21 protein-coding genes and 1 tRNA gene are annotated in these 22,248 nt (G+C 64.4%); 16 read left to right on the top strand and 6 right to left on the bottom strand.

The annotated features are described in order from the left end of the window. Nucleotides 1-3 precede the first annotated feature (3 nt). Nucleotides 4-1,038 carry an extracellular catalytic domain type 1 short-chain-length polyhydroxyalkanoate depolymerase gene (locus tag R2669_RS07620; RefSeq protein ID WP_316899476.1) on the bottom strand — a complete coding sequence of 345 codons (1,035 nt, stop codon included), beginning with the start codon at nucleotides 1,036-1,038 and terminating at the stop codon, nucleotides 4-6. A 302-nt stretch (nucleotides 1,039-1,340) separates the two neighbouring features. Between R2669_RS07620 and lysM the strand changes: the two genes are divergently transcribed. From lysM to R2669_RS07575, 9 genes are all read left to right on the top strand, one after another. Then, entirely contained in the window at nucleotides 1,341-1,826 is a 486-nt protein-coding gene (gene lysM / locus R2669_RS07615; RefSeq protein ID WP_316899475.1) for a peptidoglycan-binding protein LysM, read from the top strand. 307 nt (nucleotides 1,827-2,133) lie between these two features. Further along, nucleotides 2,134-3,144 (top strand): thiamine pyrophosphate-dependent dehydrogenase E1 component subunit alpha, encoded by a 1,011-nt coding sequence (locus R2669_RS07610; protein ID WP_316873239.1) that lies wholly within the window; start codon nucleotides 2,134-2,136, stop codon nucleotides 3,142-3,144. Nucleotides 3,145-3,176: 32 nt separating this feature from the next. Next, nucleotides 3,177-4,250, top strand: coding sequence for an alpha-ketoacid dehydrogenase subunit beta (locus R2669_RS07605; protein WP_102066447.1), 1,074 nt, complete (start codon nucleotides 3,177-3,179; stop codon nucleotides 4,248-4,250). Further along, nucleotides 4,247-4,498, top strand: a complete 252-nt coding sequence (locus R2669_RS07600; RefSeq protein ID WP_102066446.1) for a lipoyl domain-containing protein — start codon at nucleotides 4,247-4,249, stop codon at nucleotides 4,496-4,498. Before R2669_RS07605 ends, R2669_RS07600 begins: the two co-directional genes overlap by 4 nt. Continuing rightward, nucleotides 4,495-5,205, top strand: a complete 711-nt coding sequence (locus R2669_RS07595) for a dihydrolipoamide acetyltransferase family protein (protein ID WP_147214670.1) — start codon at nucleotides 4,495-4,497, stop codon at nucleotides 5,203-5,205. Before R2669_RS07600 ends, R2669_RS07595 begins: the two co-directional genes overlap by 4 nt. Further along, the gene (locus tag R2669_RS07590; protein WP_316899473.1) at nucleotides 5,205-5,987 is read left to right on the top strand and encodes a lipoate--protein ligase family protein; all 783 of its coding nucleotides are present in this window, start codon (nucleotides 5,205-5,207) and stop codon (nucleotides 5,985-5,987) included. The genes R2669_RS07595 and R2669_RS07590 overlap by 1 nt, the downstream gene beginning before the upstream one ends. Before the next feature lie 74 nt (nucleotides 5,988-6,061). Further along, on the top strand, nucleotides 6,062-6,634 hold the full coding sequence (locus R2669_RS07585) for a twin-arginine translocation signal domain-containing protein (RefSeq protein WP_316899471.1): 573 nt from the start codon (nucleotides 6,062-6,064) through the stop codon (nucleotides 6,632-6,634). 34 nt (nucleotides 6,635-6,668) lie between these two features. After that, nucleotides 6,669-8,249 (top strand): GMC family oxidoreductase, encoded by a 1,581-nt coding sequence (locus R2669_RS07580; RefSeq protein ID WP_316899469.1) that lies wholly within the window; start codon nucleotides 6,669-6,671, stop codon nucleotides 8,247-8,249. A gap of 154 nt (nucleotides 8,250-8,403) precedes the next feature. Then, entirely contained in the window at nucleotides 8,404-10,359 is a 1,956-nt protein-coding gene (locus tag R2669_RS07575; RefSeq protein WP_316899467.1) for a sigma-54-dependent Fis family transcriptional regulator, read from the top strand. Between the two features lie 63 nt (nucleotides 10,360-10,422). On the opposite strand, the gene R2669_RS07570 is transcribed toward R2669_RS07575, so the two are convergent. Next, complete coding sequence (locus R2669_RS07570; protein ID WP_147214675.1) at nucleotides 10,423-11,331, bottom strand: LysR family transcriptional regulator; 909 nt, start codon at nucleotides 11,329-11,331, stop codon at nucleotides 10,423-10,425. 102 nt (nucleotides 11,332-11,433) lie between these two features. Between R2669_RS07570 and R2669_RS07565 the strand changes: the two genes are divergently transcribed. From R2669_RS07565 to R2669_RS07555, 3 genes are read left to right on the top strand one after another with little or no spacing between them, the layout of a single operon-like run. Beyond that, on the top strand, nucleotides 11,434-11,865 hold the full coding sequence (locus R2669_RS07565) for a DoxX family protein (protein ID WP_104565723.1): 432 nt from the start codon (nucleotides 11,434-11,436) through the stop codon (nucleotides 11,863-11,865). Nucleotides 11,866-11,890: 25 nt separating this feature from the next. Then, entirely contained in the window at nucleotides 11,891-12,319 is a 429-nt protein-coding gene (locus R2669_RS07560) for a nuclear transport factor 2 family protein (RefSeq protein WP_063391469.1), read from the top strand. Continuing rightward, nucleotides 12,319-13,257 carry an NADP-dependent oxidoreductase gene (locus R2669_RS07555; RefSeq protein WP_316899465.1) on the top strand — a complete coding sequence of 313 codons (939 nt, stop codon included), beginning with the start codon at nucleotides 12,319-12,321 and terminating at the stop codon, nucleotides 13,255-13,257. Before R2669_RS07560 ends, R2669_RS07555 begins: the two co-directional genes overlap by 1 nt. On the opposite strand, the gene R2669_RS07550 is transcribed toward R2669_RS07555, so the two are convergent. Then, on the bottom strand, nucleotides 13,254-14,147 hold the full coding sequence (locus tag R2669_RS07550) for an AraC family transcriptional regulator (RefSeq protein ID WP_063391467.1): 894 nt from the start codon (nucleotides 14,145-14,147) through the stop codon (nucleotides 13,254-13,256). The genes R2669_RS07555 and R2669_RS07550 overlap by 4 nt on opposite strands. A 282-nt stretch (nucleotides 14,148-14,429) precedes the next feature. Between R2669_RS07550 and R2669_RS07545 the strand changes: the two genes are divergently transcribed. The 3 genes from R2669_RS07545 to R2669_RS07535 are packed head-to-tail and all read left to right on the top strand — an operon-like array spanning nucleotide 14,430 to nucleotide 16,873. After that, nucleotides 14,430-15,170 carry an SDR family oxidoreductase gene (locus R2669_RS07545; RefSeq protein WP_316873252.1) on the top strand — a complete coding sequence of 247 codons (741 nt, stop codon included), beginning with the start codon at nucleotides 14,430-14,432 and terminating at the stop codon, nucleotides 15,168-15,170. A 45-nt stretch (nucleotides 15,171-15,215) separates the two neighbouring features. Beyond that, nucleotides 15,216-15,977: an SDR family NAD(P)-dependent oxidoreductase gene (locus R2669_RS07540; RefSeq protein WP_104565727.1), complete on the top strand. Its 762-nt coding sequence runs from the start codon at nucleotides 15,216-15,218 to the stop codon at nucleotides 15,975-15,977. A 47-nt stretch (nucleotides 15,978-16,024) separates the two neighbouring features. After that, a complete protein-coding gene (locus tag R2669_RS07535) occupies nucleotides 16,025-16,873 on the top strand; it encodes an SDR family oxidoreductase (RefSeq protein ID WP_316899464.1) in 849 nt (282 codons plus the stop codon). A 323-nt stretch (nucleotides 16,874-17,196) separates the two neighbouring features. Here R2669_RS07535 and R2669_RS07530 read toward each other — a convergent pair. The 3 genes from R2669_RS07530 to pepN all read right to left on the bottom strand — a co-directional run bounded on the left by R2669_RS07530 (nucleotide 17,197) and on the right by pepN (nucleotide 21,126). After that, a tRNA-Thr gene (locus R2669_RS07530) sits at nucleotides 17,197-17,272 on the bottom strand. A gap of 76 nt (nucleotides 17,273-17,348) precedes the next feature. Beyond that, complete coding sequence (locus tag R2669_RS07525) at nucleotides 17,349-18,365, bottom strand: class 1 fructose-bisphosphatase (protein ID WP_147214679.1); 1,017 nt, start codon at nucleotides 18,363-18,365, stop codon at nucleotides 17,349-17,351. Between the two features lie 46 nt (nucleotides 18,366-18,411). Next, nucleotides 18,412-21,126, bottom strand: coding sequence for an aminopeptidase N (pepN, locus tag R2669_RS07520; protein WP_316899461.1), 2,715 nt, complete (start codon nucleotides 21,124-21,126; stop codon nucleotides 18,412-18,414). 162 nt (nucleotides 21,127-21,288) lie between these two features. Between pepN and R2669_RS07515 the strand changes: the two genes are divergently transcribed. Further along, nucleotides 21,289-21,957, top strand: a complete 669-nt coding sequence (locus tag R2669_RS07515; RefSeq protein WP_316899459.1) for a DUF4136 domain-containing protein — start codon at nucleotides 21,289-21,291, stop codon at nucleotides 21,955-21,957. Nucleotides 21,958-22,248: the final 291 nt, after the last annotated feature.

Raw genomic sequence — 22,248 nt, 5'->3', positions numbered from 1 at the left:
CACTTACGCGGCCAGCGCTGCGTCGCGAACGTGTCGGCGCGCGAATTGCCACCACAGCCACGTCGAGTCTGGCCCCGGCGCGTGGAAGGCGTAGCGCGGGTCGCCGCCGCTCCAGGCGTGGCCCATCGTGGTGAGTTGGCACAGGCTGACGATGCATTCGCCGTCGCGCATGTCGTTGCGCAGGACATAACCCTCGCCGCGCGCGGTTTCGCGTGAGACGGTGCCCCCATCGCCTAGATGATTCAGCGCGCGGAACTGCGCGGCCAGTTGCGCTTGGTTGGCGGGGTTGACGGCCTCGTCGCGCAGGCCGTGCAACAGCATCGTCGGCATGCCGGGGTAGGCGGCCACGTTCACCACGCTGGAGAGCGCCTCGACGGCGTCGACGCGTGCTCCGCGGCGCATCAGGTTCAACGCAGATGCCGGCGAGCGCGCCACGCCCAGCGCCGGGCCTGAATGCAGCGCCAATGCGGCGAACAGCTTCGGATGACGCAATGCGATCAGGCCGGCCAATCCGGCGCCGGCTGACAAGCCTGCCAGATACACGCGTGAAGGATCGGCGCCAGTCTGTTCCAGGGTTTGCTCGATCAGTTGGGCAATGCCGTCCGCCTCGCGGGCGCCAGCGTGCTCCGGGTCATACCAGTGCCAGCAGCATTGCGGATGCGCGCGGCGCGGCTGCTCCGGGTACAGGACGATAAAGCCCTCGCGATCTGCCAGTGCATTCATGCGCGTGCCGTGTGCCAGCACTTCTGCCGATTGCTTGCAGCCATGCAGCATCACCATCAGCGCGGGGGGCTTGCTGCCGCGCGTGGGCGGTGTGTACAGCCAGTATTCCGGCCGGCGTGCCACCACGACCGGCGACTCCGGTTCGTAGATGAACTGCTCGCGGACGAAGGTGCCCTGGGTGGGCGTCGGACGCACGCGGCGTGGGCTTTCCCTGCGGGCGGTCGGCTTGAGCGGCTTGACGGGTTTGGGCGGCCACGACTGGCGGCCAAAGCCCGGGGTGGTCAGGGCGTCGACCAGCCGGGTGATGGATTTCATCCAATTACGGTGCATGGCGGCGGCAAAGGGGCTCGGATGGGGACGATGGTGCCCGTGCATTCCGAGAGGTCGCAAGTGGTTTCGGTTTTGGTAAGACAGTGTGCCAGTGATTTTGTTGCGACGCAGCATTCAAAGTGGGCGAAGCGCCTCATGGCCGCCCGGTCGAGGTCGAAAGTTTGCAATTGCACGCGACTGTCATGGAGACACCGTTGGTGAGCGGCTACACTGCCGCGGCGGGGCGGGCCTCGCAGGGCTCGCCTTTCGGCTTTCCCGTTCCCCGTTGTGTACTTATGGAGGTCGTTATGGGTTTTTTTGACTTCATCAAAGAGGCTGGCGAGAAGCTGTTCCACGGCAGCGCCGCAGCCGCCCCGGCCGATGCGCCGGCGGATGCCGGTGCCGCCAAGGCAGCCGACGATGCCAAGGGCCAAGCCATTCAGGACTACATCGCGCAACAAGGCCTGAGTGCCACGGCACTGTCGGTGCAGGTGGAAGGCGATGCCGCCAAGGTGTTTGGCGTGGCGCCCGACCAAGCCACGCGCGAGAAGATCATCCTGTGCTGCGGCAACGTCGAAGGCATCAAGTCGGTCGATGATCAGATGTCGGTCAATACCGAGTCGCAGGAATCACAGTGGCACACCGTGGAGCGCGGCGACACGCTTTCGGCCATCGCCAAGAAGTTCTACGGCGATGCCAACAAGTACCCGGCCATCTTCGAAGCCAACAAGCCGATGCTGTCGAACCCGGACAAGATTTATCCGGGGCAGAAGCTGCGCATTCCGGCGGCGTGATCTGGCTGGCGGTTGCATCAAGACAGAGGGCCTTCGGGCCCTTTTTCTTTTGCCGGCGCATGACGGTTGAGCGAGACACCTGTCGCATTCGCTGCGACGTCTGTCTCGCCCCGCTGGTCTCTAACGAGACGACTTCAGGTGCGCCGCAAGCGCGGGTCGCATGACGGCAATCCCTTGCCACTAAAGGCTCTGCGCGCTTTCTCGATGCACGCGAGCCGCTTGCGCTTGCAGCTGGCACCCCTCTTGCAATTCCCGGTCAGCCGGCCCAGCAGCCGGACACCGATACGAGAGCAAGAGGAGACTTTGCATGGACCCCACACCGCAACATCTTCTGTGGATGTACGAGAAGATGATCGAGATTCGCCAGTACGAAGAGGCCATGGCGAAGGTCTATCTGGAAGGCAAGTTGCCGCCGAAAATCCAGAAGGGCCTGGCCTTTGATATTGGCGCCGGGCCAGTGCCTGGCGAGATGCATCTGTCGGCGGGGCAGGAACCGGTGGCGGTGGGCGTGTGTGCGCATCTGCGGCCGGAAGACACCGTGGTTGGCCCGCACCGCGCCCACCATTTCGCCATCTCCAAGGGCGTGCCCCTGAATGAAATGACCGCCGAGATCTTCGGCAAGGCAACGGGGCTCGGCCGCGGCAAGGGCGGCCACATGCACCTGTTTCACCCGGAGACGAAGTTCTCGTGCAGCGGCATCGTCGGCGCGAGCATGCCGCAAGCCTGCGGCGCGGCGCTCGCAGCGCGCAAGCTGAACAAGGACTGGGTGGCCATTGCGGTGTTTGGCGAGGGCGCGGCCAATCAGGGCGCGTTCCATGAGTCGTTGAATCTGGCGGCGCTGTGGAAGCTGCCTGTCGTCTTCATCTGCGAAGACAACAAGTACGGCATCTCGGTCGAGAAGGCCGATTCGACCTCCGTGCCTTCCAACGATGTACGTGCTGCCGGCTATGGCATGCCCGGCGTGCTGGTGGACCGCAACGACGCCGTGGCCGTCTATTACGCGGCCGGCGAGGCCATCGCCCGCGCGCGACGCGGCGAGGGGCCGACGCTCATCGAGGTCAAGACCGATCGCTACCTCGGCCACTTCCAGGGCGACCCGGAAACGTACCGCCCGAAGGACGAGGCCAAGCACCTGCGCGAGGCCGATCCCATCAACCTCCTTGGCAACAGTCTGCGGGCTTCGGGGCTGCTCGACGACAACGCCGACAGCGCGCTGCGGGCCGCCATCTCGGCACGCATTGACGCGGCCTACGACTTCGGCCGCAACAGCCCGTATCCGGAACCCGGCGAAGCGCTGGATCACGTTTTCGTTCATTAAGCAGCCCCTGCGGCCATCACAGGAGACTCACCATGCAAGCCTCACAAGGCGCGGCGCAGGGCGCGCGCACTCTCACCATGGCGCAGGCCATTTCCGAAGCCATCGGTCAGGAAATGGAGCGCGACCCGCGTGTCTTCGTCATGGGCGAAGACATCGGCAAGTACGGCGGCATTTTCAGCGCCACCACCGGGTTGCTCGACCGCTTCGGGCCGGATCGCATCATGGACACGCCGATTTCAGAGACGGCCTTCATCGGCGCGGCACTCGGCGCAGCAGCGGAAGGATTGCGTCCCATCGCCGAGCTGATGTTCGTGGATTTCTTCGGGGTGTGCTTCGACCAGATCTACAACCACCTGGCGAAGAACACCTACATGTCCGGCGGCCGTGTCGCGCTGCCCGCCGTCATCACGACCGGCATCGGCGGGGGCTACAACGATGCGGCCCAGCACTCGCAATGCCTGTATGCCAGCTTTGCCCACATGCCCGGCATGAAGGTGGTCGTACCGTCCAACGCGTACGACGCCAAGGGCCTGATGACCCAGGCCATCCGCGACGACAACCCCGTCATCTTCTGCTACCACAAGGGCATCATGGGCCTGTCGTGGATGTCCTACTTCGAGGGCAGCACGAACGCGGTTCCCGAAGAGGCCTACACGATCCCGTTCGGACAGGCCCGTGTGGCGCGCGAAGGCCGCGACGTGACCATCGTCACGCTCTCGCAGATGGTGCAGAAGTCGTTGCTGGCGGCCGAGCAGCTCGCCGCCGAGGGCATCGATGTCGAGGTGATCGACCTGCGCACCATCGTGCCGCTCGACCGCCAGGCGGTACTCCGCTCGGTGGCCAAGACGGGCCGTCTGCTGGTGGCCGACGAGGACTACCTCAGCTTCGGCCTGTCAGGCGAGATTGCCGCCATCGTGGCGGAGAACCTCGACACCGTGGCATTGCGCGCGCCCGTGCGGCGGCTGGCGGTGCCCGACGTGCCCATTCCGTACTCGCGACCGCTCGAGCAGTTCGTCATTCCGCAGGTCGACAGCATCGTCACCCAGGTGCGCGCACTCGTGCAGCACCAACCGGCTTTCCATTCACTCAAGCGAGAAGCAGCATGATCGACGTACTGATGTCTGACGCCGCCTGGCAGGACGTGGAAGAGGGCACCGAGGCCCTGTTGCAGGATTGGCTCGTCAAGCCCGGTGATGCGGTGAGCGCGGGGCAGGCCCTGGCGGTGGTCGAGCTGGTCAAGACCACGCACGAGGTGGCGGCTCCGGCCGATGGCGTTGTCGCCGCACTGGAGGTCGCGGCCCAGGACACCTTCGGGCGCGGCGCGGTGCTGGCGCGGCTGGAGCCGAAAGCATGAACCAAGCCGTCGCTTTCGTGCCCGATGCCGGCGAGCGTCGTGTCGTGCCGCTCGCGGGCATGCGCGGTGCCATCGCCCGCACCATGAGCGCTGCCTGGCAGGTGCCGCGCGTGGCGCAGTCGATCGAGGTGGATGCCACCCGGTTGGAAGCCGCCGTGCAGGCACTGCAGCAGCAGCTCGGGCCGCAGTGCAAGGTCACGCTGACGGCCTTCGTGCTGCGTGCGGTGGCATTGACACTGCGCGAGCATCCACGCCTGAATGCCCGCGCGCTCGAGAAAGAAATCGAGTTGATGCCCGACGTCAACATCGGCTTGGCCGTCAGCCTGGATGAAGGGCTGATGGTGCCGGTGCTGCGCAATGTCGACGCGCAGTCAGTGGCCGACATTGCCGCCGAAAGCCGCCGCCTGGCTGCAGGAGCCCGCGCTGGCACGTTGTCCGCCGGCAGCTATCAGCACGGCACCTTCACCGTGACCAACCTCGGCATGACGGGCATCGACAGCTTCACGCCCATCATCAACGTGCCGCAGGTGGCCATCCTCGGTGTGACGCGTGTTGCCAAGCGGGCGGTGGTCAAGGGCGACAGCATCGTGGTCGCGCCAATGATGGGCCTGCATCTGATCTTCGATCACCGCGCTGTGGACGGTTACCCGGCCGCACGCTTCCTGACCGATCTGAAGGTGCGGCTGGAAACCGTTGAAGGTCTGTGATGCTGACCGCCGCCTTCCTCTCCGATGGAATTCATTGCGCAGACGAGCAGGACTGGAACCGCGCGCAGCTTGCGCAACCGGTCCTGCGGCCAGCGGTGCGGCTGTGGACGTATGCGGGCCCCGGTGTCGTGCTCGGTCGTGCGCAGGCGGCCTTGCATCCGGGCATGGCAGGCGGCGCCACGCCGGTGGTCGTGCGCGACGCTGGCGGCGGCGCGGTGCTGGCCGGGCCCTGGATGTTGTCGGCATCGATCGTGCTGCCCGCCGATCATCCGCTCGTCGCGGGGACCGGCACGGTGTCGAGCTACCGGTGGCTGGGCGTGCTGCACGCAGGGCTGTTGCGAGACCTCGGCATTCCGGCCTATGCAGTGCCGCCGGAGGAAGTGCGGTTAGCATCGCCGGCCCCGTCGCTCAAGTGGGCCTGCTTCGGCTCGCTGTCGCCGTGGGAAGTGGTGGTCGGGCATCGCAAGATCGTCGGTCTCGCGCAGGTACGGCGCCGCACGGGCGTGCTGCTGACGTGCGGCACGCTCGTCTCGCCGCCGGACTGGCCGCTGCTGTGCACGGCTTTGGGAGCGAATCCGGCGCAGGCGGAGCGCCTGCAAGCGTGTACGACGTCCTGTACCGAGCAGTTGGGCGCGCCGCTATTGGCCACCGTACTGGCCGAAGGACTGCACCACATGCTGGTCGATGTGCTTGGCGAGCACGATCTCACAAATGAACCCCGTCATTCCCACGGCGCGCCATATGCGTCGCAGGTGTCCCGGACCGCCGCGGCGGGACCATGAGCCGCCAGGCAACGTTGTGCATTTCAACAAGATAAGGCGCGCGCGGTGCACGCCCGATAACGGAGGCAACCAACATGAAACCCACGCCAACCGCTGGCCCTGCCATGCGCGTTTTGGACAAGCAACCCAAGGTGTCGCGACGCGGCTTTCTGCGCGGCAGCGGCCTGGCCGCCATCAGCGTCACGGTCGTGCCGTCGGCCATGGCGGTCACCAAGGACGTCGTGGTCGAGCACAGCTTTCCCCTGCTGGGCACCGCCACCGGCAGGACGCTGGTGCGCATGGCGCGCGACATCTATCCGCACGACAAGTTGGCCGAAAAGTTCTACGTGGAGGCCGTGGCGCCCTATGACGCCGCTGCAGGCAAGGATTCGACAGTGAAGACGCTGCTGATCAACGGCGTGCACGACCTGGACCAACGCGCAAGGCAGCGTTACGGCGTGCCGTACATCCAGGTGAAGACCGAGAACGAACGTGTGGCGCTGCTCAAGGACATCGAGTCCACGCCCTTCTTCAAGAAGGTCCAGGGCGATCTGGTCACCGGCCTCTACAACAACAAGAAGCTATGGCCGCTGTTCGGCTACGAGGGCTCCTCGTGGCAGAAGGGCGGCTATCTGCACCGCGGCTTCGACGACATCGACTGGCTCTGAGCGCCAGCGCATAAAAAAAACGGAGACAACCATCATGACGGATCAGGCAAGGTTTTCCCTCGACGACGACAGCGTCGTTGTGATCGTCGGTTCGGGCGCGGGCGGCGGCACGCTCGCCAACGAGTTGGCGCAGCGCGGTGTCAAATGCGTGGTGCTGGAAGCCGGGAAGCACTACACGCAGGCCGATTTCGAGAACGACGAATGGGCCATGTTCAACAAGATCTCGTGGCTGGACAAACGCATCTCGGCGGGCGGTTGGCATCACACCAAGACGTATCCAAACCTGCCTGCCTGGATCGTGAAGGGCGTGGGCGGGTCTACGGTGCACTGGTCCGGCGTGGCATTGCGCTTTCAGGAACACGACTTCCACACCAAAACGACGTACGGCGCAATCCAGGGGGCCAATGTGCTGGATTGGCCGATCACGCTGTCCGAACTTGAACCGTATTACGAACTGGCCGAGAAGAAGATGGGCGTGTGCGGCACCAAGGCCAGCGGCCTGCCGCCCATGCCGCCAAACAACCACTACAAGGTGATCGAAGCAGGCGCAAGAAAGGTGGGCTACAAGCACATCGTCCGCCCCGCCGCGTCGAACTCCGAACCGTATGACGGCCGCCCCGGTTGCATGCAGATCGGCTTTTGCATGCAGGGCTGCAAGATCGGCGCGAAATGGTCGACGCTCTACACCGAAGTGCCGCGTGCCCAGGCCACCGGCAATGTCGAACTGCGGCCCGAATCGATGGTGCTGCAGATTCAGCATGACAAGCAGGGCCGCGCCAATGGTGTGCTCTACGTCGACAACAAGGGCCGCAAGCAGCTGCAGAAGGCACGGGTGGTCTGTGTGGCGGGCAATTCCATCGAGTCGCCGCGTCTGTTGCTGAACTCGGCGTCGAGCATGTTCCCCAACGGGCTCGCCAATTCGTCGGGGCAGGTGGGCAAGAACTACATGAACCACGCCACGGCAGCGGCGGTGTCCATCCACAAGAAGCCGGTCTACATGTATCGCGGCTTCGACATTGCGGCCGTGGTGGCCGATGAGGTGCCGCTCAATACCAAGCGCGGGTTTGTCGGCGGCTATTACCTCGAAGGTCTGGCCATTCACCTGCCCTACACGGCCGCGTTCATGAAGCCGGGCGGCTGGGGGCGCGACTTCACCTCGGCCATGGAAATGTACGACCACATGAGCTGCGTCTGGGTGTGCGGTGAAGACCTTGCGCGCGAGCAGAACAGCATCACGCTGCATCCCACCGAGAAAGACCAGTACGGTCTGCCGATTCCCATCGTTACCAAGACCTATCACGAGAACGACGAAAAAATCACCGCGCACGGCCTGGTGCAGTGGCGCAAGGTGTCCGAGGCGGTGGGCGCGACGCGGGTGATCGACATGCCTGCCTATCCGGCCAGCCACAACATGGGCACCAACCGCATGAGCGCGAAGGCCAGCGACGGCGTGGTCAACCGCTGGGGACAGGCACACGATGTGAAGAACCTGTTCATCTCCGACGGCAGCCAGTTCACGTCGAGTTCGGCGGCCAACCCCACGCTCACCATCGTGGCCCTGGCGATCCGGCAGGCCGAATACATTGCCGAGGCATTGAACCGCAGGGAGATCTGAGCCAGCCAGCCCGGTTGCCTGTGCAGCGCTGCTACGTTGCGGCAACCGGGTAAATCGATTAGCGTAGAACCGCATCCGCCCTCGCTCCAAAGGCCGGCAAAGACCGGCGGCGCGGGCATCGCACCCTTCAAATGCGGCGGCTAAGGAGACAGTCGTGCAGCAAAAAGCACACCGCGCACATATCGAGCGGCTGCTCGCCTTCTCGCAGCAGCCGGGCGAGGCGCAAGGCGTCATCGAGCGCTCATGGCGGCGCTGCCTGGACGACTACGGTCGCGACCCCAGCCGACCCACACCCGCCTACATCGTCGAGGCGCAGCGCCTGCGCGAACACAAGGACCAGATCGAAGACTTCCTGAGCGTCGCGCGTACCGGCATGGAGCAGCTCTATAAGCGCGTCTCCGGCCTCGACTACGTGCTGCTGCTGACCGACGCCTACGGCGTCACAGTGGACTTCATCGGCAACGACAACCTCGACCGCGAACTGAAACGTTCTGGCCTGTACCTGGGCGCGGATTGGAGCGAGTCGCGCGCCGGAACCTGTGCGGTCGGCACCTGCATCGTCGAGCAGGCCCCGGTGACGTGTCATCAGACCGATCATTTCGACGCTTGCCACATCACGCTGACCTGCAACAGCGCGCCGCTGTTTGACCCGACTGGCAACTTCCTCGGCGTGCTCGATGTGTCTGCACTGAGTGCGCCTGCCCCGCGTGAAGGGCAGCACCTCGCGCTGCAGATGACCACCATGTACGCGCAGAAGATCGAAGACGCGAACTTCCTGCGCTACTTCCGCGATCAGTGGATCCTGCGGTTGGGGTCAACGTGGTCGCTGGTGGATGTGGACAGCGAAATCATGGTCGCCTTCGATGCCGACGGCGTGATTCGCGGCATAAACAGCGGTGGCCGGCGCAAGCTGCGGCTTGAGAGCGATCCGCACGCCGATGTGCGTGGCCACCTCCTGACCGAAGTGTTTCGCGAAAACATGAGCGAGCTGTGGCGCATCGCCCGCGCTGGCACGTCATCCGAACGCACGGCGATTCGGATGTTCGATCACGGGCTGTATTACGCGACGGGGATTCCGCCGAGGGGCGCGCCCAGCAAGCCGTCTATGCCGTCTGCGGCGGCAGCTCAGCCGGTGTTGCCCAGCCCCGAGGCCAGTGCCGCCCTGGAGGCGCTCGGCGCCGACGACCCGCAGATGCAGCGGCTGATCCTGCAGGCCAAGCGTCTGGCCAACAAGCCACTCAACATCCTGGTACAAGGCGAGACCGGCACCGGAAAGGAAGTCCTGGCCAAGGCGCTGCACACCGCGAGCGAGCGTCGCAGCAAAGCGTTTGTTGCGGTCAATTGCGCAGCCATTCCTGAGTCGCTCATCGAGAGCGAACTGTTCGGCTACACGCCGGGCACCTTCACCGGCGCCCGCAGCAAGGGCATGCGCGGTCTGATCGCCCAATCGGACGGCGGCACGCTGTTTCTCGACGAAATCGGCGACATGCCGCTGCATCTGCAGAGCCGGCTGTTGCGTGTGCTGTCCGAACGCGAAGTGATGCCGCTGGGCTCGGAAAAGCCCACGCCGGTCGACCTGCGCGTGATTGCCGCCTCCCACCGTGACCTGCGCCAGCTCATTGCCGAGCAGCGCTTCCGCGAGGATCTCTACTACCGGCTGTGCGGCGCAACGCTGCACCTGCCCACGCTGCGCGAGCGTTGCGACAAGGATTACCTGATCGCCCGCATCGTCGAAGAAGAAGCGCGCCAGCTCGACATGCACGCGCAACTCGCGCCGGCTGCGCTGGCGGTGCTGCGCAGCTACCCGTGGCAGGGCAATGTCCGGCAGTTGCGCAACGTGCTGCGCTTTGCGCTGGCCATGAGCGACGACGGCCTGATCGATGTCGACGCGTTGCCGCCGGAGGTTCTTGAAAGCACGACGGACGCTACGGCTGCCGCAGCTTCAGTCGCGGCCGATGCCGCACCGGACAACGAGCGGGAAATCCTGCTGGCTGCGTTGCGCCGGAACAAATGGCGCATCACCCACGTTGCGCACGAGCTTGGCATCGCGCGCGCGACGGTCTATCGCCAGATGGAGCGGTTCGGGATTGTTTCGCCGAATCAGCAATAGGCTGGGCGCGAGGGGAGCCGAGGTGCCTTGCTTCCGGAAGGGAAGGGCGGACGCGCGGGGTCGTCACTGTCGCTCGTTATCGCGCCCGGCTTTTAGGCGCTTGAGGAACCAACGGCCAGCTGGGCCAGGCGGTGTGTCCTTTCGGTAGACAGCAAACATGGCGATCGGAGGCGTGTACGGTTGGAAGGCTTCAAGCTGCAACGGCACGAGCTTTCCCGAATCGAGGTCATCCTGAACCATCGCCACCGGCATGTGCCCCCAGCCGAATCCAGCGCGCAGGAAGGCATGCTTGGCGCCGAGATCGGCCAGTCGCCATATATGCGGCGAGAAAACGCCGAAGGTCTTGCCTTCCGTGAGCGTCGTGCGATCGGTGAGCACCAGTTGCACATGCTCGTCGAGCTCAGCGGGACGAATGACCCCCGGCTTTGACGCCAACGGATGGGACGGCGCCGCCACGGTGATCATCGGGACATCCAGCAGTTTCTCCGCATCCAGAAGCTGTGGCACTGAGGGCATCGATCCGCTGATGCCGAGCCGGCATGCGTTGGTCAGCACCGGCTGCATGACCGCGCCCAGCGCCTCGACGTACAGCCGCAGAGGCGTGTGTGGAAACGCGTCGCGGAATGCGCCAACGGCGTCCGTCAGCGATGCCATCGGATACATGACGTCGACGACCACGGACAACTCCGGCTCAAGGCCATCCGACATCGCGCGCGCCTTCGCTTTGAACCCGTCCATGCCGCTCACCACGAGTCGCGCCTGCGCGAGCAAGGCCGTTCCCTCATCCGTCAGCCGTGGATAGCGCGCACTGCGGTCGAAGAGCTTGACGCCGATCTGGTTTTCCAGATTGGCCAAGGTATGGCTCACCACCGACTGTGCGCGTCGTAGTTTGCGACCTGCGGCGGAAAAGCTGCCCTCTTCGGAGGCCGCAATGAAGGTGCGGAGCTGATCCAGCGAGACGGCGTCGAGCATGTATCTATTTTGTAGATTGATTTCATCTAGAAATATAGGCTTCCTGGATACGTGTCAAGTCTCTACTCTTCGGTCATCCACTCTTTGAAAAGGACGATTGACATGAACCCGAACCTGAATGCCCAACTGAACGCCAACTCGGCCGTCCCGGCCGTAGGCCGCACGCTGATCGCTGCAATCTTCTTCATCAGCGGTATTGGCAAGTTGGCCGCGCCCGCTGCAACGATGGCCTATATCGCCTCGCTTGGCCTTCCCGCCCCAGCCCTGGGACTCATTGGCGCGCTCGTGCTGGAGCTGGCGGGCGCCACGCTGCTGGTCGTCGGTTACAAGACGCGGCTGGTTGCGCTCCTGCTTGCGGTATACGCCGTCGTGACGGCGCTGATCTTCCACCACGCGCTCGGCGACCAGAACCAGATGTTTCACTTCCTGAAGAATCTCGCCATGGCCGGGGGGCTCCTGCAGGTGGCCGCATTCGGGGCCGGCGCTTTCAGCATCGACAACCGCCGCGCAGCAGTCACGCGTGCGGCCGCCTGAGCCTCGCATTGCTGGAGACGACATCATGAGCATTGCGACAGCCCTTCTGCAGCAACACCTTGACTGGCTGGTGGACGACCCTCAGCAATGGCAGCAGTTGATTGCCGACAACATCGTGTGGGACCTGCCTTATGCGCCGAGCCTCGGCCATCCATTGAAGCTTGACGGGCGGGAATCCGTCCTGCGCCACGCGGGCTGGTTCGCGGGGGCGGTCGAGGACTTCCGCTTCTTCGATGCCATCCTGACTGCCACGGATGACCCTGAGCATGCGATTGCACGTGTTCGCGGCGAAGGACGCATCGCTGCGACCGGCCGCGCGTACCGCCAGGAGTACGTCATTTTCCTGACTGCCGAAGACGGCCGCATCGTGCATCTGCGCGAGTATTTCGATCCCGTCCAGGCCGCCCTTGCCCTCGATGCCCCAGTGGTGGGCGTCCCCTCCAGGAGCATCTGATGAAAGCGATCCAAGTTGCTGCCTATGGCAGCCCCGACAAGCTGACACTTGCCGAGCTCGACGACCCCGTGCCGGGCGACAACGAAGTACTGATCGATGTCGCCGCGGCGTCGGTGAATCCCATCGACTGGAAAATCGTCAGTGGTGCCATGAAGGCATTCATTCCGCTGCCACTACCGTTCACGCCCGGCGTGGACGCTGCAGGCACCGTCATCGCAGTGGGCCGCAACGTCACGGCGCTGAAGCGCGGTGACGAAGTGATGGGCTTTATCGGGATCGTCGGCGCATACGCCACGCGCGTCGTCGTCGAAGCGAGCCGGCTCGCGCGCAAACCAGCGTCTCTGGATTTCACAAGCGCGGCCGCCATCCCCGCAGCGTCGTTGACGGCGTGGCAGGCGCTGCATGAGCACGGCGCCTTGCGTGCCGGGCAGTCTGTGCTGATCCATGGCGCCGCGGGCGGCATCGGAAGCGCGGCAGTGCAGCTCGCCAGATTGGCCGGCGCCTATGTCATCGGCACGGCGTCGGGTGCAAATGGCGACTACGTGAAAGGCCTCGGTGCGACGGAGTTCATCGACTACCGTGCTGACGATTTCGCAAAACGGGTTGCAGGCGTGGACCTGGTGCTCGACCTCATCGGCGGCGAAACCCAGGCGAAATCATGGTCGGTGCTCAAGCCGGGCGGCACGCTGGTATCGACGGTTGCCAAACCGGACCTGGCGCGTGCCCACGAAGCGCAGGCAACGGGCCGCCACTTTGCGACCAGAAGCGACGGGCCGCTGCTCGAGAACGTGGCCGCGCTCCATGCGTCGGGCGAGATGCGCGTCCACGTCGAGTCGGTCTTTCCGCTGTTCGAAGCGGGCCGCGCATTGGATCTAAGCAGGGCCGGCCACGTGCGGGGCAAAGTCGTCCTCGACGCGACCGCATCAAAGACGGCTTAGGTACCAAAGTGAACTGCCGGAGATAGGGAGAAGGACTCGCGCATGTCGCGTGCCTCCTCCACCGGCGTTCTTCCAAAAAGGCGCTTGAACTCCCGGCTGAACTGCGACGTACTTTCATAGCCGACGCGTCCAGCCGCCGCAGCGGCGGTGAGGCCGTCGCGAATCATCATGAGGCGCGCATGATGGAGCCGCGTGGACTTGATGTACTGAATCGGCGACGTCTGTGTCACCGCGCGGAAGTTGGCGTGGAATGCCGGCACGCTCATGCCGGCTTCTTCGGCAAGACGGGGCACGTTCAGCGGAGAAGCATAGTCGGCGTGGATGCGCTTGAGCGCCTTTGCCACGCGGCCGAATCGCCCGTGGTGCCCGAGCGCGGCGCATAACGCACCGCCTTGGGCGCCCGCCAGCACCCGATAGCAGATCTCCCGCACCAGGCCCGGCCCGAGAATGTGTGCATCCATCGGCACCGTCAAGGCTTCGAGCAACCGCACGGTTGCATCTGCGAGCGGGTCGTCAAGCGGTGTCGACACGATGCCGTTTGGCGCCGCGTCCGGTAGACGTCCGAACGCGCCGATCTGCGTGATCAGGTCGCTGAGCTCGAGCAGGTCGAGGCGAATCGACACGGCAAGCATCGGTTCCTCGCGCGATGCCTGGGTTTCGGTCGAGAACGGCAGCGGCACGGACAGCACGAGGTAGTGCTGCGCATCGTAAATGTAGACGTCGTTGCCAAGGAACCCGAGCTTGCGGCCCTGGCACACGATCACGATGCTGGGTTCGTACAGCACCGGCGTGCGCCCAAGGGGCCGGTCCGAACGCATCAGCCGCACGCTGTCCAGCGCCGACTGCGTATATCCCTCGCTCGGTGCCAGCTTCTCGATGAGGCGGACCATCTTGACGGACGCAAGAGAGCGGTTCTTCGACACGACAAACCTCCTGTTGCTTGCTACACGCGCCATTCTAGCTTCACGGTGAATGCGCCGCCGACCAATTGATAGGAATAGGCAATAACGGCATCGGTCCGTGTATTCGCGCAACCTCACCGCGTTCCTATCATTCCATCACCGGCCGACGAGAAATACCGCTTCGTATCACGGTGTAACGTGCATCGGACATGGGGTGGGTGGGCTCGAACAGCAGGGGCCAGTTCATCGCCAACGATAGGAGTATGCAATATGGAAACTGTCTCAAACCAGTCCAAAGTCATTCTGATCACCGGCGCAAGCAGCGGGATCGGCGAGGGCGCGGCCCGCTTGCTTGCCGCACAGGGACATCGCGTCGTGATCGGCGCTCGCCGTACCGACAGGCTCGCGCGGCTCGCAGAATCGATCGAGGCGTCAGGCGGCGCCATTCGCTATCGCGAGCTCGACGTGACCTCCGCCGACGACGTGGCCGCATTTGCTCGCTTCGCGCTCGATGCGTTCGGCCGCATCGACGTGCTGGTCAACAATGCGGGCGTGATGCCGCTTTCGCCGCTCAACGCGCTGAAGGTGGAGGAGTGGAATCGGATGATCGACGTGAACATCCGCGGCGTGCTGCATGGCATCGCGGCGGTGCTGCCAACGATGGAAGCGCAAGGACGCGGACAGATCATCAATATTTCGTCGATCGGCGGCCTTTCCGTGTCGCCCACGGCCGCCGTCTACTGCGCGACCAAGTTTGCCGTGCGTGCCATCTCGGACGGCCTGCGCCAGGAAACCGACAAGATCCGCGTGACCGTGATCTGCCCCGGCGTCGTGGAGTCCGAGCTGGCTGACTCGATCTCGGACGACACCGCGCGGACCGCCATGCAGACGTTCCGACGCATCGCGATCACACCCGACGCCATCGCGCGTGCGATTGCTTACGCGGTGGAGCAGCCGGCCGATGTCGACGTCAGCGAGATCGTCGTGCGGCCGACGGCGAGCCCGTTCTGAGTCATCGATGGCAGCAGCCAACCCATCCCGATCCAGGAGCACACCATGACATCACCCAGCACCGCAAGCGGCGCCTTCGCAGGCAAGGTCGCCATCGTTACCGGCGCAGCCAGCGGCATCGGCCTCGCCACGACCGAACTGCTGCATGCCGAAGGCGCAAACGTGATCGCCGTGGGGCGCGGCAGCAACGTGGAAGCGCTGGCCCGCCCGGGCATCGTTCCGCTCGTCGCCGACGTGTCGCGCGAGGAAAGCGCCGTGCGCGCCGTGGCGACGGCCATCGAGCGGTTCGGCAGGCTCGACATTCTGGTCAACAACGCGGCGGTCATCATCAACAAGCCGCTGATCGATATGTCGCTCGACGACTGGAACGGCATTCAGGCCGTCAATGCGACGGGCGCATTCCTGTTCTCGCGCGAAGCCATGCGCGCGATGGTGCCGGCCAAGGGCGGGGCCATCGTGAACGTGGGTTCCTACGCGTGTTACCAGGCCTTTCCGCTGATCTCGGCGTATGCGGCCTCGAAGGGCGCGCTCGCCCAGTTGACGCGTGCGCTGTCGCTCGAGGCGATCGAACACGGCATCCGCGTCAATGCCGTGGGCTCCGGCGACGTCATCACCAACATTACGAATCACATTCATGCGGACGGACAGGCGTTCCTCGCCGAGCACGGAAAGAACGCGCCCATCCGCCGCGCCGCGCAGCCGAAGGAAATTGCGGAGGTGATCGCATTCCTCGCGTCGGAGAAGGCCAGCTTCATTGTGGGCGCCGTCGTGATGGCCGACGGCGGCATGAGCGTCGCGTTGCCCTGAACACAGCAATCCATCCAACACCTGACCTGCAACTGAGGAGGTTCATCATGAAATCCGTATCCCGCACATGGTTTGTCACCGGCGCGTCGAAAGGCGTTGGCCGGAAACTCGTCACCCATTTGCTCGAGCAAGGCCACAGGGTCGCGGCTACCTCGCGCGCCGCGGCATCGCTGACCGATGTTTTCGGTCGCGCGTCAGACCGCTTTTTGCCGCTGGAGGTCGATCTGACGAACGATCGAAGCGTCCAGGATGCAATCGAAAAGACCGTGCAACGGTTCGGCGGTGTCGACGTCGTCGTGAACAACGCCGGATATGCGCAGCAAGGCACCGTCGAGGCACTGTCGGACGAGGAGCTTCGCCGGAACTTCGAAGTCAACTTCTTCGCGCCGATGACGGTCATGCGCCATGCATTGCCGCATCTTCGCCGGCAGCGCAGCGGGCACATCATCAACATCTCGTCCATCGTCGGCTATCACGGCGGATATGCGGGATGGGGCAGCTACGTCGCGAGCAAGTGCGCGCTATCGGGCGTGACGGAATCCCTCGCGGCCGAAGTCGCCGAACTCGGTATCCGCGCGACGGTCGTGTATCCCGGCCCGGTACGCACCGACTTCCTGTCGAGCGATGCGCTCGCCGTTGCCAAGCGGCAGATCGACGATTACTCCGAGGCGAAGGCTTCGCTGGACTTGCATCTCGGCACCCTGCACGGCCGCCAGGCCGGCGACCCGGACAAGCTCGCGCTTCTGATCATCCAGGCTGCAAACGTCGAATCGGCTCCGCTGCACCTGTTCGCCGGCAAGATCGCCAACGAACTCGCGGCTGCCAAGGCCAGTGCGGTCGCAAAGGACCTGCACGCGTGGAAGGGCTCGTCTGAAGCCACTGATTTCGCGGGCTGACCCCGGTGTGGAAATGTCCCGGCTTTGCCGGAACGCTGCCCCTCCTGAGGGCGGGGCAGTGGTTCCTTTCGGTGGAAGGCGTCTGGCGTGCGCTGTTTGGCACGCCAGACGCAATTCGGCTATGCGCGGCTCGGCCAATGGGAGCCGCTATTGCGCAGACGAGGCCGGGCGCAACGGCCCAGCCGATACATCATGGGGGGGCGAGGGGTATGACGGCGAGAGACGTCTCGCGGCCGATATGGGCAGTGGCGAACTGGCAGTACGCCAGCTTTACGCCCAAAAAGACAAAACCCAAGCACAGGCTTGGGTTTTGCGTGATGTCCTGGTGCCGCTGACCGGAATCGAACTGGTGACCTTCGCATTACGAATGCGCTGCTCTACCGACTGAGCTACAGCGGCGTCGGAAACAGCGATTCTAACAGAACTTTTTGTCGCTCTGCAAGAACCGCGGCAACAACAGTCTTACATGGCGTCGTCAGGCCGTTTTTTTGGCTTCGAGGTGATATTGCGTGACGCGATCCACCTCGTTTTTCGACCCCAGGACGACCGCCACGCGCTGGTGCAGCTTTTCGGGCTGGATATCCAGAATGCGTTGCTCGCCGTTGGTGGCTGCGCCGCCGGCTTGTTCCACCAGGAAGGCCATCGGGTTGGCTTCGTACATCAGGCGAAGCTTGCCGGCCTTGCCCGGCTCGCGCTTGTCCCACGGATACATGAAGATGCCGCCGCGCGTGAGGATGCGATGCACGTCAGCCACCATCGAGGCGATCCAGCGCATGTTGAAATCCTTGCCGCGCGGGCCTTCGGTGCCGGCCAGGCATTCGTCGATGTAGCGGCGCACGGGCGGGGCCCAGTGGCGCATGTTCGACATGTTGATGGCGAATTCCTTGGTATCGACCGGAATCTTCACGTCGCGGTGGGTCAGCACGAAGCTGCCGACTTCGCGGTCGAGCGTGAACATGTGCACGCCGTTGCCGACGGTCAGTACCAGCGTGGTCTGCGGGCCGTACACGGCATAGCCGGCAGCGACCTGCTTGACGCCGGGCTGCATGAAATCGGCTTCCGTCACGGCCTCGCCGGCCTTGGGCATGTGCAGTACCGAGAAGATCGTGCCAATCGACACGTTCACGTCGATGTTGGACGAGCCGTCGAGCGGATCGAACAGCAGCAGGTATTCGCCCTTCGGATAGCGGTGCGGAATCTCGTAGAACGATTCCATCTCTTCCGAGGCCATGGCGGCCAGGTTGCCGCCGTACTCGTTCGCTTCGAGCAGGACTTCGTTGGCGATCACGTCCAGCTTCTGCTGGGTTTCGCCTTGCACGTTGCCGGTGCCGGCCGAGCCGAGCACGCCGGCAAGGGCCCCCTTGTTGACGCTGTGCGAGATCGCCTTGCAGGCGCGCGCCACGACTTCGAGCAGCAGGCGCAGCTCGGCCGGGATGGTGTTGTGCTCGCGCTGCTCTTCGATCAGGTAGCGGGTGAGGTTGATGCGCTTCATGGGTTCTCCTGAGACGGGCGCGATTTTACGATACAAGCGGTGACATTCAGGCCAGCGCCTTGCCGACGATCTCGCGCACGTCGCGCGAGAGGCTCGGATGTGCCGCCACGCGCTTGAGCGCGTCCTGCATGGCGTCGCGCAGCGTGGGCACGTACTTGCGCCAGCGGTCCAGCGCGCGTGCCAGGCGGGCAGAGACCTGCGGGTTGATGGCGTCGAGCGCGAGCACCTGCTCGGCCCAGAACGCATAGCCGGAACCATCGGCGGCATGGAATTGCGCGGGGTTGCCGGAGCAGAAGCTGAAGATGAGCGAACGCGCCCGGTTCGGGTTGCGCAGCGTGAAGGCGGGATGGGCCATCAGCGCGCGCACGGTGGCGAGCGTCGGCTTGCCTGCGGCGCCGGGCTGCATGGCCTGCAGCGAGAACCATTTGTCGATGACGAGGGCGTCGTCGGCAAAGCGCGTGTAGAAATCGGCTAGTGCGGCTTCGCGGCCGGGGGCGTAGCTGTTGACCATCGCCGAGAGGGCGCCCATGCGGTCGGTCATGTTGGTGGCGCCGGCATATTGCTGTTCGGCCAGGGCCAGCGCCTCGGAGGCTTCGGTTTCCACCAGATAGCCGAGGGCGATGTTCTTGAGGGCGCGCTTGCCTGCAGATACCGCATCGGGCGAGTAGGGCCCCTCGGTCTGATTGTAGTGATAGGCGCGCAGCAACTCTGCGTTGAGCTTCTCTGCCAGCGTGCGGCGCAGCGTGCGGCGTGCGGTGTGAATGGCAGCCGGGTCTGCCACGTCCATGCGCTCGGCCAGGTAACTCTCGGCGGGCAGGATCAGCATCTGCTCGCGGAAGGCTGGATCAAGCGACGTGTCGGCGACCACGGCACGCAGCGCTTCGACCAACGCTGGGTCGACCGCCGGTGCGTGGCCGTGCTGGATGTCCGTCACCATGCGCAGCAGGGTGTCGGTGGCCAGGCGCTGGCCGGCTTCCCAGCGGTTGAACGGGTCGGAATCGTGCGCGAGCTGGAATGTGAGCTGCTCCGTCGTATAACCGTATTCGACGATCACCGGCGCCGAGAAATTGCGAAGCAGCGAGGGCAACGGCGCTTCGGCCACATCTTCGAAGACGAAGGTCTGCTTGGTTTCGGTGAAGTCCAGCACGCGGGTGGTCACCGGCGAGGGCGATGCGGCCTCGCCACGCAAACGCAGTGGCAAGTCGCGGCCGTTCTTGTCGATCAGGCCGATCGCAAACGGAATGTGGAACGGTTGCTTCTGGATGCCGCTGTTGACTTCGATGCCGACCGGCTCGCAACGCTGGCGCAGCGTGAGCGTGTAGGTATGCGTGGCGGCATCGTGGTGGCCTTCGACTGCCACGACCGGCGTGCCGGCCTGGCTGTACCAGCGGCCGAATTGCGTGAGGTCGCGGCCGTTGGCATCGGCCATGGCGGCGCGGAAATCGTCGCAGGTGACGGCATGGCCGTCGTGACGCTGGAAGTACAGGTCCATGCCCTTGCGGAAACCGTCTCGGCCGAGCAAGGTTTGGTACATGCGCACGACTTCCGCGCCTTTTTCGTACACCGTGACGGTGTAGAAGTTGTTGATTTCTTCGTAGCTGTCGGGCCGCACCGGGTGCGCCATCGGGCCCGCATCTTCTGGAAACTGCGCCTGGCGCAGCACGCGCACGTCTTCGATGCGCTTGACGGCTCGGGCGCTGGCAGCCGCGGCTTCATTGCCGGCTTGCGCGGCCGCTTGTGCCGCCATATCGGCGGAAAACTCCTGATCGCGGAACACCGTCAGGCCTTCCTTCAGGCTCAACTGGAACCAGTCGCGGCAGGTGACGCGGTTGCCTGTCCAGTTGTGAAAGTATTCGTGGCCGACCACCGATTCGATGTTGGCGAAGTCAACGTCGGTGGCCGTCTCTGCATTGGCCAGCACGTACTTCGTGTTGAAGATGTTCAGGCCCTTGTTCTCCATCGCGCCCATGTTGAAGTCGCCCACGGCGACGATCATGAAGCGGTCGAGATCCAGCTCCAGGCCGAAGCGGCGCTCGTCCCAGTGGATGGAGTGGATGAGCGAATCCATTGCGTGGCGCGTCTTGCCCAAGTCTTGCGCTTCCACCCAGACCTGCAGCAGCTTCTCTTTGCCCGAGGCGGACTGGATGCGTTCTTCAATGCACTCGAGCTTGCCCGCCACCAGCGCGAACAGGTACGACGGCTTCTTGAACGGATCGTGCCACACCGCTTCGTGGCGGCCGTCCGGCAGGTCGCGCTCCGCCACGAGGTTGCCGTTGGACAGCAGCACCGGATAATCCGCTTTCGATGCGCGCAGCGTGACGGTGTAGACGGTCATCACGTCCGGGCGGTCGAGGAAGTAGGTGATCTTGCGGAAGCCCTCTGCCTCGCACTGCGTGAAGAAGTTGCCGTTGGAAACGTACAGACCCATCAGCGACGAGTTGGCGGCGGGATTGCAGTACGTGGTGAGTTCCAGCGTGAAGCTGGCGCCGACATCGGCCGGCACGGCATCGATGGTGAGCGTGTCGCCGGAGGCCTGCAGGCCGGATAGCGCCTTGCCGTCGACCGTTGCGCCCGCCAGCTCCAGCCCTTCACCCGCCAGCACGAGCGGCTTGCCGGCATCCGTGCGCGTCATGCGCATGCGGTTGACGACACGGGTGCGCTCGGGCACGAGATCGATCTCCAGGGCCACTTCGTCAATGCGGAAAGCGGGCGCGGTGTAGTCCTTGCGGTAAATCGTGACGGCGGTATCGGTGCGCAACATCGGTAACATCCTTATCTGCGTTGTCTGCGTTCGCAAAAGGCCATTGTACTCAGGCGCTTGGCGGGAATCTTCCGCGGCAGGCGTCACTCTGAGTAACAGACCGCGGGCGGCCTCTTTCTGGGGCGCGCGACCATCTGTCTGATTGAGAGTAGGGGATTTTCTATGTGGAAATGGATCAAGTCATCGCGCGTCTGGCCGATGGCCGGCGCGTTGATGGCGGCCAGCCTCCTGGCGGGCTGTGCGAGCACGGTCACCAGTCAGGTGACGGCGTTCCGGCAGCCCGGCTGGACCGACACCCCGCCGCGCACCTATGCCTTCGAACGCACCGCAACGCAGCAAAATGACCTGGAACGCCAGACCTACGAGGCCTGGACATCAGACCAGCTGGCCGCTCACGGCTTCACGAGCGTGCCGCGTGCCAGCGCGCGCTATGTGGTCCGGCTGGACTATTCGACCGCCACGCGGCTCGTGCAGGTACGCCAGCCCGTGTATCCCGATCCGTACTGGGGGCCCGGGCCTTGGGGGCCGTGGCGCAGTCCCTGGGGGCCCTGGGGCCCGTGGGGACCTCAATACGTAGAGACCAACGTGCAGGTGCCGTTCTATGCCTATCACGTGGAAATTGACGAGGCAGCCACCGGCAAGCGCGTCTATCAGGTGACCGCGCAAACGCAGGGTGGGGATGGCTCCCTGACCGCTGTGATGCCGTATCTGGTACGCAGCGCGTTTGCCAATTTCCCGGCGCCGAATGCGCAGCCCATCCTCGTGGAACTGCCGATTGATCCATCGGTGAAACCGGCAGCGAAACCAGCATCCGGGCCGGCACCTAAGTAGTGCGCCCGGGTGGGTTTTGGCCGGCGGTCTACGTTAGAATGCGTGACCTAATTTGTAGGCCGCCAGCCGTACCCCGCTTGAGCGTTGTCACTTCATCCCGTCTCGCGCCGACCGCCACCCCTGGCCGGCGCTGCCTCCGCCCCGTCGCTACCCTCCTGACGGTGCTGCGCAACGCGTGCGGCCTCGCCCCCGGTTTCTCTCTGTTCCCACTGTTTTTCGCCACTTCGTCTCAGGGAGTTTCTGCCTGAGCGCATGTGCGCCTCGTCTGCGGAACTCCCCATCAGGATTCAT

Origin of the sequence: Ralstonia edaphi (assembly GCF_958350185.1) — a bacterium.
GTDB lineage: Bacteria > Pseudomonadota > Gammaproteobacteria > Burkholderiales > Burkholderiaceae > Ralstonia > Ralstonia edaphi.
Note: the sequence above shows the minus strand (reverse complement) of the source record. Positions and strands in the feature narration are given on the sequence as shown.